Origin of the sequence: Corynebacterium mastitidis DSM 44356 (assembly GCF_000375365.1) — a bacterium.
GTDB classification, from domain to species: Bacteria; Actinomycetota; Actinomycetes; order Mycobacteriales; family Mycobacteriaceae; genus Corynebacterium; species Corynebacterium mastitidis.
The window spans coordinates 29366-43822 of record NZ_AQXB01000003.1; the positions used below are offsets into that span (position 1 = coordinate 29366).

The window sequence follows — 14457 nt, forward strand, 5'->3', positions numbered from 1 at the left end:
TTCACCAGGTTAAGAGGTGCTCCACAGTTTTGTTGGTACTGAGGTTATCGCATACCCGCGCAACCTGGCGGACAAACACCCCCGCCGGACCCTCCTTTATAGGTACAGGTACGTCACCCGCGTGAAGCGCCGCCGGGCGCACGCCGCCTAGCGCTTGCGGTACAGCGCCCGGCGCTGATACTTGGGCTCCGAGGTGACCAGGACCCCCAGGTTGCGGAAGATTCCCTCGTCCACGGAGCCCAGGATGGTGGTGGTGTGGCAGTCGCACCCGCGCAGGTTCTTCAGCTCCGCCACCGCCCGGCGCGCCTCCTCCGAGCGCGCGGCGGACACGGACAGCGCGATGAGGACCTCGTCCGTGTGCAGGCGGGGGTTGCGGGAACCCAGGTGCTGCGTTTTCAGGGTCTGGATCGGCTCGATGGAATCCGGTGACAGCAGATTCACAGACTTATCGATCCCGGCCAGGTGCTTCAGCGCGTTGAGCAGCATCGCGGACGAGCAGCCCAGCAGATCGGAGGTCTTGCCCGTGATGATGGTGCCGTCGGCCAGCTCGATCGCGGAGGCCGGGCCGCCGGTGGCCTCCTCCACCCGCAGCGCGGGCGCCACCACGCGGCGGTCCTCGGTGCTCACCCCGGCCTTGCTCATCACCATCGCCACCCGCTCCGAGAGGACCGGGTCGCGCTCCTCGCGGCGCTCGTCCACCAGGGCCTTGTAGTAGCGGCGGATGATCTCCTGCCGGGAGGCCGCGCGGCAGGCGGCGTCGTCGCTCATGGCGTACCCGGCCATGTTCACGCCCATGTCGGTGGGGGACTGGTAGGGCGAGCCCCCGGCGATGGTCTCCAGCATGGACTTGAGCAGGGGGAACACCTCGACGTCGCGGTTGTAGCTGGTCACCTGCTTGCCGTAGGCGGAGAGGTGGAAGGGGTCGATGACGTTGATGTCGTCCAGGTCCACCGTGGCCGCCTCGTAGGCCAGGTTCACCGGGTGCTCCAGGGGAAGGTTCCAGATGGGGAAGGTCTCGAACTTGGCGTAACCGGCCTGGATGCCCCGCTTGTACTCGTGGTACACCTGGCTCAGGCAGGTGGCCAGCTTCCCGGAGCCCGGCCCCGGCGCGGTGACCACCACCAGGTCGCGGGTGGTCTCCACGTACTCGTTGCGGCCAAAGCCCTCCTCGCTGATGATGCGGGCGGTATCCGTGGGGTATCCCGGGATCACGCGGTGGCGGGCCACGGACAGGCCCAGCTTTTCCAGCCGGGCGATGAAGTCCTGGGCCAGGGAGTTGGAGTCCTCGAGCTGCGTCATCACCACGTTGTTGACCGTAAAACCGCGCTCGCGGAACACGTCCACGAGGCGCAGGGCGTCCTCCTCGTAGGGGATGCCCAGGTCCGCGCGCACCTTCTGGCGCTGCAGGTCCTTGGCGTTCACGCACACCACGATCTCCACCTCGTCGCGGATGTGCTCCAGCATGGCGATCTTGTTATCCGGCGTGAAGCCGGGCAGCACGCGGGAGGCGTGGAGGTCGTCGAAAAGCTTGCCGCCCATCTCCAGGTAGAGCTTGCCGCCGATGCGGGCGCGGCGCTCGCTGATGTGCTCGGACTGCATCCGAATGTACTTTTCCCGATCAAAACCCTGGATCATGCCTTACCCTTCCGCTCATCCTCGCTCAACCGCCTCAGCATACCGCCGCCCTATACTGTTGCCCATGCCGGAAGGTCACGTCATCCACGGGCTCGCCCACCGCCTCAGCGCCGAGTTCGGCGGCAGCGCGGTGGAGGTCGTATCCCCCCAGGGCCGCTTTGCCCGCGAGGCCGCGCTGCTCAACGGCCACCGCCTCGAGCGCGCCGAGGCCTGGGGCAAGCACCTCTTTATCACCTTCGACGCCCCCGCCCCGGAGCACGTCGTGTACATCCACCTGGGGCTCATCGGGAAGCTCGCGGTGCACCCGCACGCCGCACCCATAGGGCAGGTGCGCCTGCGCATCACCGACGGCCACACCGCCGCCGACCTGCACGGCCCCCAGTGGTGCCGGCTCATCACCGAGGAGGAGCGCGCCCTCGCGATTGCCAAGCAGGGCGCGGACCCGCTGCGCGCGGACGCCAAGCCCCAGCCGATCCTCGACAGCGTGCTGCGCTCCCGCCGCCCCATCGGCTCCCTGCTCATGGACCAGCGGCTCTTCGCCGGGGTGGGCAACATCTACCGCGCGGAAACGCTCTTCCGCCTCGGGATCTCCCCCTTTACCCCCGGGCGCGACCTACACCCGGACACCGCCCGCGCCCTCTGGGAGGACCTCGTGGATCTCATGCGGGTGGGGGTGGAGCGCGGGCGGATCGACACGGTGCGCGAGGAGCACACCCCGGAGGCGATGGGCCGCCCGCCGCGCAAGGACGACCACGGCGGCGAGGTGTACGTGTACCGGCGCGAGGGCCAGCCCTGCTACGTGTGCGGCGCGCCCGTGCGCCTTCAGGCCATGGAGGGGCGCAACCTCTTCTGGTGCCCGTCCTGCCAGCCCGAGGCCGCCGCGCGCACCTCCTGATCGCTCAGGCGGCGGGCGCGGCCGTCGCTCATCTCCACGGCGGCGTCCGCCACCGCGAGCTGGGAGCGATCGTGGGTGACCAGGAGGGTGGCCACCCGGCGCTCGTCGGTCAGCCGACGCAGGAGGGTCACGATCTCCTCCGAGAGGGCGCGATCCAGCGCCGAGGTCGGCTCGTCCGCCAGGATCACCGCCGGATCCCCCATGAGCGCGCGGGCGATGTTCACCCGCTGGCGCTGGCCCCCGGAGAGCTCCTGCACGCGCCGGTGCCCCAGGCCACCCAGGCCCACCTCCTCCAGCAGGGAGTCCGCCCGCCGGGCGCGGCCGCCGCGCAGCCCGCCCACCCCGCGCAGGTGATCCGCCACGAGGAGCTGCTCGCGCACCGTCAGGGCGGGCAGCAGGTTGGGGTTCTGAAAGATCATGCCGATGCGCTCGCGGCGCACCCGGGAGCGCCCGGACTCGTCGAGCCCGTGCAGGGCCTGGGAATCCACCCACACCTCGCCCGAGCTGGGCACGATCAGCCCCGCCAGCACGGAGAGCAGGGTGGACTTGCCGGAGCCGGACTCGCCCACCACGGCGGCCAGCGCGCCCGCCGGGACGCTCAGGCTCACCTCGTCCAGAGCGGTCACGGTTCCGGTGCCATCGGGAAAGACGCAGGTTACGCGGTCAAGGGAAAGGGTCATGGTGGGAAAGCCTCCTTGGGGTTACGGATGATGCCTTAGCTGTTCAGTGCCATCTGCGGGTCCACGGCGGCCACCTTGCGCGTGGCCAGCCAGGCGCCCAGCAGGCCCAGGGCCAGCACGCCCGCCGCGGGCGCCGCCACCGTGGCGGCGGACAGGTCGAAGGGCACCGCCCGGCGCGCCAGCAGGCCCAGGCCCGTGGCCAGCCCCGCCCCCACGGCGGCCCCCGCGCCCAGGACCAGCGCCGCCTGGCCGAGGCTATCGCGCAGCACGTAGCCCCGGGACGCCCCCAACGCCCGCAGCACCGCGATGTCCCGGGTGCGCTGGATGGTCCACACGCTCAGGAAGGCCAGGATGACCAGCGCGGAGATGCCGTAGAGCAGCCCCTGGATGGACAGCAGGGAACCGCGCTCGGACTGGTAGGCCGCCAGGCCGCCGAAGGAATCCCGCACGCTGACCGCCGTGGAGCCCGTGGCCTCCTCCGTGTCCCGCCAGGAATCCTGCGGATCGCCCTCCACCATGAGCACGGTGGGGGAGGGGGAGTGCGCCACCTCCTTCCAGGTGTTCAGGCTCACCCACGCCACCGGCAGGTGGCTGTAGTACTCCTCCGGCGCGGCGCCCGCCACCGGCAGGCTTACCCCGCCCATGCTGAGCCGTTCCGGGAGTCCGGCCCCCGAGGCGTCGATACCCTCCGGCAGGAGCACCCCCTCCTCGGGAACCTCCCCGCCGCCGGGCACCCGGCTACCCGCGGGCAGCCCGAACACCGCCACGGCGGCGGTGGTCTCGCCCCAGTGCGCGCTCGTCTGGCTCACGCCCAGCGGCGTGACGGACTCCACCCCGGGGGTCTCCCGCCAGGCGCCCTCTGTGCCCTCTGTGCCCTCCGACACCGTGGACTCCACGAAGTCGATCTCCGGGCTGAACACGTAGCGCTGCGGGTCCAGCGCCTCCAGCGCGGAGGTATTCTGCTTGCCCAGGCCGCCCGTGAGCCCCGTGAGCATCACCAGGAGCAGCACGATGAGCGACACCACGGTGCCCAGCAGGCTGAAGCGGCCCCACGCGCGGCGGATATCCCGCACACCAAGGAACATGCTGTGTCTTCCTTTCCGTTTATTCTTGCGCCGCGCCCCGGGCCCCGTCGGCAGACGCCCAGGCGCGATCCGTTACCCCTCATCCTGCTGGCCACGCGCGCCGCGCACATCGGCTGAGCACCGGATTCTGCCATCGGCCATTCGGCCGATGTGGGCCGCCGCCCGCCCCTCTAGGCTGGGCCGCGTGTCCCTTCCTCCCCGCAGCTCGCTCGACCGCATCCTGGAGACCATGCGCGTGGGCCTCCACGTGCTCTTCGCCCTCCTGCTCGCCCTCGGCGTGGGCACCACCCTGGCGGCGCTGCGCTCCGGCGGTCTCGACGGCCCCGACCTCGACGCCACCCCGCTCGGGGCCACCGGCGCGGCGGGACGGCGCGCCGCGACCGCCGCCATGCTGCTGCTCGCCGCCGCCCTCGCCGCCACCTACCTGGCGGGCACGGTGTGGGAGAACCGCTTCGCCCGCCGCCGCACCCAGCGCGACCCCGCCGCCTACCGCGCGGCGTGGCTGGGGCTCGTGCTCGGCCAGTGGCTGGGACTGATCCTGCTCAGCGCCCACTTCGTGTGGCTGCTGTTCCCCCTGACCTTCCTCGTCTGGCACGCCGTGCCCCGCGACCTCGTGGGCTTCCTCCTCACCGCCCTAAGCTGGGGGCTCGGCGTGGGCATCCCCGCCGCCGGGTGGCCCCTGCTCACCGGCGCGCCGGGGTGGGGGCTCGGCGGCGTGTTCGGCCCCCTCCTCGGCGTGGGCTTCGCCTCCGGCTGCTACTTCGCCTACCGGGCGCTGCACCGGGAGGCCGCCCACCACCGCCGGGTGGCCGAGCAGCTCGCCGCCACCCAGGAGCGGCTCCTCCTCGCGGAGAACAACGCGGGGCGCCTGGCCGAGCGCGAGCGCCTCTCCCGGGAGATCCACGACACCCTCGCCCAGGGGCTCAACTCCATCGTGCTCTTCTCCCGCGCCTGCCAGAAGAACCTGCGCGCCCTCGCCACCGAGGGCGCGCAGGGCTCGCAAGGCACGGAGGCCTCAGAGGGGGCGGAGGGTACGAAGGAGGCGGAGCCCTCGGGGGCGATAGGCGCCGCCCGGGACAGCAACCGGCGGCTCACCACCGCACGGGAGCAGCTCGCCACCATTCACTCCGTGGCCACGGAAAACCTCGCGGAGGCCCGCCTCCTCGTCGCCGGGGGAGCCCCGAACACCGGGGACCTCTCCCGCGCCCTGTCCGATCTCGGGGCGCGCGTCACCGAGCGCCACGGCCTGCCCGTGGAGGTCGTGGCCCCCGCCGAGGCCACCTCGGGCCTGCCCGCCGAGGTCTCCACCACGCTGCTGCGCGTGGCCCAGGAGGCGCTGACCAACGTGGTGCGCCACGCCCACGCCACCCGCGCCCGCCTCACCCTGGCCCGCTGGGACGCGGAGATCGCCCTGGACGTCTACGACGACGGCACCGGCTTCGACCCCGCCTCCGCGCGCGGCTACGGCCTGCCCGGCATCCGCGCCCGCCTCGACGAGCTGGGCGGCGGCCTGCACATCGACTCCTCCCCGCGCGGCACCGTGGTGGCGGCGCGGGTACCGTGGGAGCAATCATGATACGAGTGATGCTCATCGACGATCACCCCGTGGTGCGGGCCGGGCTGCGCGCCATCCTCGACAGCTTCGAGGACATCACCGTGGTGGCCGAGGGCGCCGAGGGACCACGGCCGGGGGACATCCCCTCCGAGGTGGACGTGGTGGTCATGGACATCCAGATGCCCGGCACCGACGGCATCGCCGCCACCCAGGCCCTCCACGAGGCGGGCGGCCCGCCCGTGCTGATCCTCACCACCTACGACGCCCAGGCGGACATCGTGGCCGCCCTCTCCGCCGGGGCGCTGGGCTACCTGCTCAAGGACGCCCCCGAGGAGGAGCTGCACCGGGCCGTGGTGGCCACCGCGCGCGGGCAACGCACCCTTTCCCCCGAGGTGGCCACCGCGCTCGCGGAGCGGCTGGGCCGCCCCCAGGAATCCCTCTCCGCCCGGGAGACGGAGATCCTGCGCGCCCTGGAGACCGGGGCCACCAACCGGCAACTGGCGGACTCCCTGTTCATCTCCCTGGGCACCGTGAAAACGCACCTGCTGCACATCTACCAAAAGCTGGGCGTGGATAACCGCACCGCGGCCATCGCCGCCGCGCGGCAGCGGCGGCTTATCTGAGGGGAAAACCGAGGTCTTCAGCCTCATCGTGAGGAAATGCCCTGCCTGGGAAAGATACGATGAAGCGGTGAAATCCAGTCTGGTTGCTTACGCCGATGAGTCCTCCGTATGGCGCAACGCCGCTCATCAGGAATACCTCATGTGCGCAACTATCCTCGACGTCAAAGAGCTTTAAGGTGTTACGCACGACTCTCCGCCCCTTGCTCCTACCAGGGCAAATCAAGCTTCACTGGACGGACGAAGGGACCACAAGACGCCACCAGATTGTTCGGACGATCTTTCACCTGGATTCCTTCCAGGTCATCATCACCAACCGCAGCGAAAGAAGCCGGAAGACCGAACGCTGCCGGCGCAAATGCCTAGAGACTCTCTACTTCGAACTCTCGGACATGCGAGTCACCGACCTTACCCTGGAAAGCCGACAGGAAAATCAAAGCAGGAAAGACGTCGAACATCTCGTTGCGCTACAAGCGGCAGGCCGGTACAGGGGTATCAGGATTACGCATGCACGGGGAGGCGATGACCCACTGTTGTGGATACCGGACGTGGTGCTAGGGGCCTTCAACGCCACGTATCGAGGAGAGCATGCCTACTGGGAGATGCTAAAAGAAAAGGTGGTTCTCCAGCGCACAGTGGAGGGGTCCCCATGAAAAGCGAAGAACCTGGGTCCAGTCGTCCGGCTGGGATCCCAGGATCTTCTTCCTCTCCTGTCGTAACAGGCGGTTCTACCTATGCATCGTATCGGCGCGCGCTTCCGTCAATCAGGAAAAGGCCCTGCCCCGGTCAACCCTTCCCCACGCGCGCAGCCATACCCCCGACCACGCCGCCAAGCGGCGGGCGCCGGCGCCCGCACGCCCCGGCCTCAGTAGGAGGGGTGCTGCCCCCAGTGCGTGCGCATGGCGGCCACCACGAGGCTCAGCCGGGAGTTCACGCCAAAGTGGTTGATGAGCTGGGAGACGTGCTTTTTCACCGTGGACTCCGCGTAGGAGGTCTTGGCGGCGATCTCCGCGTTGGAGAGGCCGTCGCAGAGCAGGGAGAGCACGCGCTGCTCGCCGGGGGAGAGGACGATCTCGTCCTTGCTGTCCTGGGCCTGCTGCTGCGCCAGCTCGCGGGCCGGGATGTAGTCCACCAGGCGGGACAGGCACTGCGGGGACACGGAGGTGCCGCCGTTCATGGCGTCGCGCACCGAGGAGATGATCTCCTGGGGGCGGGCGGACTTGATGATGTATCCGGCCGCGCCGCCGGTGAGGGTCTTGAGCATCGTCTCGTCGGTGTCAAAGCCGGTCATGGCCACGAACACGGGAGGCTCGGGCAGCTTGCGCGTCTCCTGGAGGAGGGCGATGCCGTCCATCTCCGGCATGTGGATGTCCGTGAGCACGAGGTCGATCTCGTAGTCCTCGAGCGCCTTGAGCGCGGCCACGCCGTTCGCGGCCTCGGCTACCACGTGGATGTCGGCGGTGGTGTTGAAGTACGTCCGCAGGGAGGAGAGGACCAGGGGGTCGTCATCCACCAGCAGCAGACGGATGTGTCCACCGCGCTCCGCGAAGGCCGAGCTCACGAGCACCACACGAGGGTGGGGTTCTTGCGGCAGCTAAAAATGGACGCGGCGGAATCGCGCACGGAGTGCTCCACCGCCGTGGCCACCTCGGAGGAGGCGTCGCTCGAAGTCACGGGAGCCTCATCGGCCTGCGCCCCGGGGGCAACCACGAGGAGACCAGCGGTAGCAGCCACGGCACAGGCCGCGCTGCGCAAACGACGGGAACGAATCATGGGACTGCACCAGCCTTTCTAGGCATGAAGTGAGATTCAGGTCAATGCCATATTATATGACGACGCCGCGCCACGCGATAGGAACATCGCCCCTTCCGAGACAAAAGTCACCGGCTTTCCGCGCGGCGCCGCGCCGCCCCTCCTCGCGGCGCTTCCCGCAGCTCAGTGGGCTTTTATTCCTAGAACTTAATGGAGAGCGTCCACACCTCGCCGTCGCTATGGCTCACTAGTTTGCCGCCCATACTTGCCACCGAGCGCCGCATCATTCTCATGCCCAATCCCGAGGAGAGCACGGAGGAGGAGAGACGCCCGCGGCGCTCCGCCTCCCCGGCGATCTGGTTGCTCAGGCTGATGCTGAGGTTCTTGCCGCTGCCCTCCGCGCGGAGCAGCACCTCGGAGCCGGGCTTGGCGTACTTGATCACGTTGGTGGCGCCCTCGAGCAGCACCTTGTGCAGCATTTCCAGGGTGGGGTTAGTGACCTGGATGTCCTCGGTCTCGTCCACCACGGACACCGTGAAGTGGTGGTCCCGCATCTTGGTGACCACCTCCTTGACCGTGGACACCAGGGTGGGGGCCGCCGTCTTTTCCTGCTTGTCCTGGGGGGCGTTGAGGAGGCTGAGCAGGGAGCGCACCTGGGACATGGTGATGCGGGCGTCCTCCGCGATGCTCGATAGCTCCCCGTGGAGGCGCCCGTCCTCCGGCTCCTGCATGGCCAGCACCTCGGAGCGCATGACGATGGAGGTCAGCGAGGCGGCCACGGAGTCGTGCAGCGTGCTCGCCAGCTCCTCGCGCCGCCTGCGATATTCGTCGCGCCACTGCTCCGCGAGCTCGATCTTCTGGCGCACCTTGCGCCCCAGGGTCCATCCGGCGAAGGCGGCGATGGCCACGAACACCTCCCAGATGAGGATCGCGGAGAAGTCCGCCTCGATGGTCTTGGAGTTGCGGTCGATCAACCCGAGGATGCCCACGGCCACCCCCACCGGCAGCATGAGCCGGCCGCGTCCGTGGTAGCCCACCACGCCCATCACCACGGCGCAGAGGAATACGTTGGGCTGGAGGAAAATGTGGGGAAGGTAGATGGTCAGGGCGAAGGACAGCAGGAAGCACACGCTGCCGGTGAGCGGGTAGCGCACCGCGACGCCCACGCTGGCGGTGAGGATGGCGGCCCACAGCGCGCTCTCCGCCGTGACCTCCCAGGGGTCGCTGATCCCGAGCGCAAAGGCCACCCATCCCATCGCGCACGCGAATACCCAGCCCTCGAGCGGAACGCGCCGCATCCACCCGGTTATCTTCTCCATCGCCCCTCACCCTCGTTACCGATTAGCATCCCCTGCATTATCGCAGCACGGCGGCCGCGAGACGAGGCGCGCGGCGCGGTTTCCCCTCCGGCCCGTCCGCTCGATCTTCCCGGCGCGCCGAGGGGCCCAGGCGACAACAGAAAAGAGGGGTTCCGACCCAGGCGTTGCCCCGCCCGGACCGGAACCCCTCTACACTGCACGACCCTGTTGGACGCACTCACTGTGGTTTCCCGTTCGATCAAGTCCCGAGAACCTCTCCGGCGGCTCCCGTTTTCTGATCTAAGCACAGGGTAACCTTAGCTTGCCGGGGGGATCAACCCCCTCCGGGAAAAATCCCTCGACGCCCGCCGTATGCGCAGGTCACCGCCCCGGCGGCGAGGCCACGCCACCCTCATATGGGGGTAGGCTTACCTAAATATATGGTCTAACCTCGCGCCACGAATGCGGGTAATATCGCTCACCATGAGCCGCATGTACCCGGTAGACAGCGTCCGCACCGCCGAGGCCACGCTCCTAGCCGCCCAAACCGGCCCCGACCAGCTCATGCGCGAGGCCGCGGCGGCCGTGGCCCGCACCGCCGCCGCCATGCTCGACCGCCTCGCCGCCCCCGCACCCGCCCGGGTCCTGCTGCTCGTGGGCAGCGGCGGCAACGGGGGCGACGCCCTCTACGCCGGGGCCCGCCTGCTGCGCCGGGGCCTGCGCGTGGACGCCCTCCCGCTCGGCCCCGCCCGCCACGAGGGTGGGGCGCGGGCCTTCCTGGACGCCGGGGGAACCTTCCTCGACGCCGCCCCCGAGGCGGTGGGGGAGCGCCTGACCTGGACCTATCACCTGACCATCGACGGCATCTCCGGGCTCGGCGGGCGCCCCGGACTCACCGGCTCCGCCGCGTGGCTGGCCGACGACCTCGCGCACTCCGGCGTCCCCGTCCTCTCCATCGACACCCCCTCGGGGCTGCCCGCCGATACCGGGCGGCCACCGGCGCCGCGCGAGGCCACCTACCAAGGGGCGCGCCGCACCGTGCCGGGCTTTATCACCGCGCACGTCACCCTCACCTTCGGCGGGCTGCGCGGGGTCCACGGCGCCAGCGAGGCCTGCGGGCAGGTGCTCTGCGCGGACATCGGGCTCCCCGGAACCCCCTCGCTGGCCACGGCCCTCGACGAAGGCCCCGACGCCCCTCGCGCCCCCTTCCTGTACCGCGCGGTGCCGCCCCGCCACGCCCTCTCCGCGCTGCCGGAGCACATCCTCCCGGTGCCCGCCGCGCCCCTGCTCACCGAGGACGTCGAACCCGCCGGTGCGGACGATAAGTACAGCTCGGGGGTGGTGGGCATCCTCGCCGGGAGCGCCGCCTACCCCGGCGCGGGGCTGCTGGCCGCCTCGGCCGCCGTGCGGGCCACCCCCTCGATGGTGCGCTACGCCGGCTCCGAGCACCGAGGTATCGTGGCCGCGCTGCCCGAGGTGGTGGCCACCCCGGACGCCGCGACGGCCGGGCGGGTTCAGGCGTGGGTCGTGGGCCCCGGGAGGGGCACCGGCGAGGAGGCCGCCGCCGAGCTCGACCACGTCCTTGGCCGCCCCGAGCCCGTGCTCTGCGACGCCGACGCCCTCACCCTGCTGGCCCGGCGCGAGGACCTGCGCCGCCGCCTGCTGGGGCGCGCCCCCTACAGCACCGTGCTCACGCCCCACGCCGGCGAGTTCGCCCGCCTGCGCCGAGGCATGGGGCTGGGGAAGAGCGACGGCCCCCGCTGGGAGCAGGCCCGGGAGGTGGCCGAGGCCCTGCGCTGCGTGGTGCTCCTCAAGGGGCGCTTCACCAGCATCGCCGGGGAATCCACCGTGGTGACCATCGACGCCGGGCACTCCTGGGCCGCCACGCCCGGCTCCGGGGACGTCCTCGCCGGGCTCCTCGGCGCATGGCTGGCGCGCATGCCCGGTCAGCCGCACCGCGCCGCCGTGATCGCCACGCACCTGCACGCCGTGGCCGCCCGGATCGCCGCCGAGACTCCCTACGGCCCGGCCCCCGCGTCCGCCTCCCGCATCGCGCACGCCGTCTCCGGAGCCACCGCCCAGGAACTCCGGCGCTACCGGGCCGCGCGCGGCCCCTGGGCCTGACGCAGCCCGCTCGCTCCCCACGCCCCCAGCGCGGATCCCACGGCGTTGCAGAGCAGGTCGTCGATGTCGCTGTAACCCACGGCAAACACGTACTGGGCGGATTCGATAGCGGCGCTCACAAGAACCCCCGCCGCCGCCCCGCGTAGGGAAGAACACAGCGGCCCTCTGACCCGCGCGAGCGCAATCAACACGCCCAGGGGAACAAAGAGGATCACGTTGCCCACGACGTTCAGCCACGGCCCCCACCACACCGGGGAGTCGAGGAAACCATTGAAAAGCTCCAGGTCGATGCTCCGCTGATGATGCGCCCCCGCCTCCCACACCCCGCCTATGCTCAGCCACCTCTTGAGCAGGGTGGCGCTCACCACGACCGCGAGGTAGAGGGCGCACAGCGCGACATATACTTTTTGGCGCAACGACGAGGCGGAAAAGGGCATAACCGCCAGGCTAGGCAGGCACCCTGTGCTCTCTCTGTGCGATTGCGATGTTTCACGTGAAACGTCGGATCACTCTCCCTTCGTCCCCTATCTCCGCCGCAGGGCGCTTTTTCCTCGTGCCCACGCCCCACCCTCCACTAGCATTGCACCCATGACGGAAGCACAGGAGGAGGCGCGGGTGCCCGCGCCGGGCGGCGACGGCCTGGGAACCTTTTACACCTACCGGCCCACCACCGCCAAGCGCATCCTCTCCGGCATCAGCCTCGGCGTGGCGCTGCTCTTCCTCTTCGCCGCCCTCCACGGGTTCCGCGCCTACCAGGGGGCCGACGTGGCATGGAACCTCACCGCCGGGCTCGTGTTCACCGTCTCCACCGGGCTACCCGGCGCCTACTGGCTCCTGCGCACCCTGCGAGACGTGCGGCGCGTTAACCGCTGGGCCGCGCAGCACGAGGCCTACAGCACCAACTGGCAGTGGCTGGCCGAGAACGAGGCCAAGAACCCCGCCCACGATCTTCCGCGCCTGCCCGCCCTGCCCCGCCGCCGATGGTGGGCGGTGTGGCTGAGCAGCGCAACCCTGTTCCTTCTGGCCGCCAGCCTAGGCAACAACATGTCCATGGCATAGCCACACTAGCCGCCGCAGGGGAAGAAGGACTCCACACATACACACTCAACACTCCACACAACACCACACAGTGTGGTGTTGTGTGGAGTGTTGAGTGTAGTGTCATCCTCACATTAGATGCACTCCCGGAGGAGACAACGTGGACAGCCAGGAACTCCGCGCCGTCGTGGAACAACTACGCAGCCTCGGCACAGACATCAACAAAGTCGAGGTAAAAGCCGCAGGCGGAGGATTCCCCAAGAAAATCATCCGATCCCTTTCCTCCTTCGCTAATGGGCACGGCGGGACCGTCATACTCGGCCTTGACGAGGAGTCCGGCTTCACCCCCGCAGAAGGCTTCAACGCCCGCAGCATTGCCGATGCACTGGACGCGGCACTTGCAGAAAAAGTTGTCCCGGCAATTAGGACACAGGTATCTATCATTCCCTTCGAAGGCACGCACGTGGTTGTAGCCGAGATCCCAGAGCATTCTCCCCTAGATAAACCCTGTTGGGTAAAATCGGCAATGAGCAAATACCAGGGTAGTTACATTCGCGGCGGCCACGACGGAGACCGGCTCCTCAAGCCTTACGAGATAGATCGTCTAGAGGAAAACAAAATCCAGCCAAAATGGGATACGGAGATCGTCCCCGAAGCGACGCTAGAGGACTGTGACCCCGACATCCTTAAAAGCATCCTGTCGCGGGAACGCGCACTGCACCCAAACGTATTTGGGAAACTAAACGACGAGAAGGCCCTGAAGAGCCTGCAAATAATCAAAGAAGATAGCTCGGGCCATCTCCGCCCAACCCTCGCCGGGCTGCTCGCGGCAGGAACATATCCGCAGCAGTTTTTCCCTCGCCTTGCCGTTACCTTTTCTGCATATCCCGGAACCACCAAGTCCTCCGACGCGCGCGGGCAAAGGTTCCTCGACAACGCCACCTTCGTAGGCCCAATACCCACCCTCGTGGAAGAGGCCGTGCAGGCGGTTACCCGCAACATGCGCACCGGCGGCGTCATCGAGGGCTCCTTCCGTAAGGATCTGCCCGATTATCCTCCGGTTGCAATCCGAGAGGCGGTGACGAACGCCCTCATGCACCGCGATTATTCACCCCAGGCCCACGGAAGCCAAGTGCAAGTGGATATGTTTATTGACCGCCTGGAGATCACCAATCCCGGAGGCCTTTTCGGAACGGTAACGTTGGATAATCTCGGCAAAAGCGGAATATCCAGTTCCCGTAATCAACGCCTATCCGCACTCCTTGAGGTGACACCCGCACCGGGCCCAGAACAAAGATTTGTGGCGGAAAACCGTGGCACGGGATACGCGGAGATACTAGACCAGTTGCAGCAACAACTCCTCCCCCCACCCACCGTGCGCGATTCGCTCACCGCCTTTACCCTCACTTTTGAGCGGAGAAGACATACGGAACCAGAACGCGCGGCCTCACGCTCCGGCGGTAATCGCCAATCCATTCTGCAGTATCTCGATGCGCATCATTCCGCCTCGACGCGCGAGCTAGCGGCGGCTGCAGGATTATCTGCCAACGGGGTGCGCCGCATCATCGGTTTACTCGTCGAGGAAGGGGTTGTGGAGAGAACGGAACCCCTGCGCAGCCCTAAACAGCGCTACCGCATTCTTCGCTAACACCCCCGCGACCGAGGCCTGGCCGCCAGCCTGGGCAACAACATGTCCGTGGCATAGCCACACTAGCCGCCGCAGGGGAAGAAGGACTCCACACATACACACTCAACACTCCACACAACACCACACT

At 68.7% G+C, this 14457-nt stretch carries 13 protein-coding genes; 6 read left to right on the forward strand and 7 right to left on the reverse strand.

Features of this window, described 5'->3' with window-relative positions; all coding sequences use genetic code 11:
- Positions 1-147: 147 nt before the first annotated feature.
- A complete protein-coding gene (locus B140_RS0104205) occupies positions 148-1635 on the reverse strand; it encodes a DUF1846 domain-containing protein (protein ID WP_018118103.1) in 1488 nt (495 codons plus the stop codon).
- Between the two features lie 64 nt (positions 1636-1699).
- On the opposite strand from B140_RS0104205, the gene B140_RS0104210 reads away from it, so the two are divergent.
- Positions 1700-2530: an Fpg/Nei family DNA glycosylase gene (locus B140_RS0104210; RefSeq protein ID WP_018118104.1), complete on the forward strand. Its 831-nt coding sequence runs from the start codon at positions 1700-1702 to the stop codon at positions 2528-2530.
- Here B140_RS0104210 and B140_RS0104215 read toward each other — a convergent pair.
- Both B140_RS0104215 and B140_RS0104220 read right to left on the reverse strand, forming a co-directional pair.
- Positions 2458-3210 (reverse strand): ABC transporter ATP-binding protein, encoded by a 753-nt coding sequence (locus B140_RS0104215; RefSeq protein WP_018118105.1) that lies wholly within the window; start codon positions 3208-3210, stop codon positions 2458-2460. The two genes, B140_RS0104210 and B140_RS0104215, sit on opposite strands and share 73 nt — an antisense overlap.
- Before the next feature lie 35 nt (positions 3211-3245).
- Positions 3246-4295, reverse strand: coding sequence for an FtsX-like permease family protein (locus tag B140_RS0104220; protein ID WP_018118106.1), 1050 nt, complete (start codon positions 4293-4295; stop codon positions 3246-3248).
- Between the two features lie 184 nt (positions 4296-4479).
- On the opposite strand from B140_RS0104220, the gene B140_RS0104225 reads away from it, so the two are divergent.
- Entirely contained in the window at positions 4480-5871 is a 1392-nt protein-coding gene (locus B140_RS0104225; protein WP_156801653.1) for a sensor histidine kinase, read from the forward strand.
- On the forward strand, positions 5868-6473 hold the full coding sequence (locus B140_RS0104230; RefSeq protein ID WP_026165982.1) for a response regulator: 606 nt from the start codon (positions 5868-5870) through the stop codon (positions 6471-6473). Before B140_RS0104225 ends, B140_RS0104230 begins: the two co-directional genes overlap by 4 nt.
- Before the next feature lie 862 nt (positions 6474-7335).
- Here the strand turns inward: B140_RS0104230 and B140_RS0104235 are convergent.
- From B140_RS0104235 to B140_RS0104245, 3 genes are all read right to left on the reverse strand, one after another.
- Positions 7336-8040: a response regulator gene (locus B140_RS0104235; RefSeq protein WP_018118109.1), complete on the reverse strand. Its 705-nt coding sequence runs from the start codon at positions 8038-8040 to the stop codon at positions 7336-7338.
- Positions 8028-8243, reverse strand: coding sequence for a hypothetical protein (locus B140_RS13695; protein WP_156801654.1), 216 nt, complete (start codon positions 8241-8243; stop codon positions 8028-8030). Before B140_RS13695 ends, B140_RS0104235 begins: the two co-directional genes overlap by 13 nt.
- A gap of 179 nt (positions 8244-8422) precedes the next feature.
- Positions 8423-9541 carry a sensor histidine kinase gene (locus B140_RS0104245; RefSeq protein WP_026165984.1) on the reverse strand — a complete coding sequence of 373 codons (1119 nt, stop codon included), beginning with the start codon at positions 9539-9541 and terminating at the stop codon, positions 8423-8425.
- A gap of 462 nt (positions 9542-10003) precedes the next feature.
- On the opposite strand from B140_RS0104245, the gene B140_RS0104250 reads away from it, so the two are divergent.
- The gene (locus tag B140_RS0104250) at positions 10004-11644 is read left to right on the forward strand and encodes a bifunctional ADP-dependent NAD(P)H-hydrate dehydratase/NAD(P)H-hydrate epimerase (RefSeq protein WP_026165985.1); all 1641 of its coding nucleotides are present in this window, start codon (positions 10004-10006) and stop codon (positions 11642-11644) included.
- Here the strand turns inward: B140_RS0104250 and B140_RS11945 are convergent.
- Positions 11614-12081: a VanZ family protein gene (locus B140_RS11945; RefSeq protein ID WP_018118113.1), complete on the reverse strand. Its 468-nt coding sequence runs from the start codon at positions 12079-12081 to the stop codon at positions 11614-11616. The genes B140_RS0104250 and B140_RS11945 overlap by 31 nt on opposite strands.
- Before the next feature lie 151 nt (positions 12082-12232).
- Between B140_RS11945 and B140_RS0104260 the strand changes: the two genes are divergently transcribed.
- Both B140_RS0104260 and B140_RS13275 read left to right on the forward strand, forming a co-directional pair.
- Positions 12233-12703: a hypothetical protein gene (locus tag B140_RS0104260; protein ID WP_156801655.1), complete on the forward strand. Its 471-nt coding sequence runs from the start codon at positions 12233-12235 to the stop codon at positions 12701-12703.
- A 139-nt stretch (positions 12704-12842) separates the two neighbouring features.
- Positions 12843-14330: an ATP-binding protein gene (locus B140_RS13275; RefSeq protein WP_083912229.1), complete on the forward strand. Its 1488-nt coding sequence runs from the start codon at positions 12843-12845 to the stop codon at positions 14328-14330.
- Positions 14331-14457 lie beyond the last annotated feature (127 nt).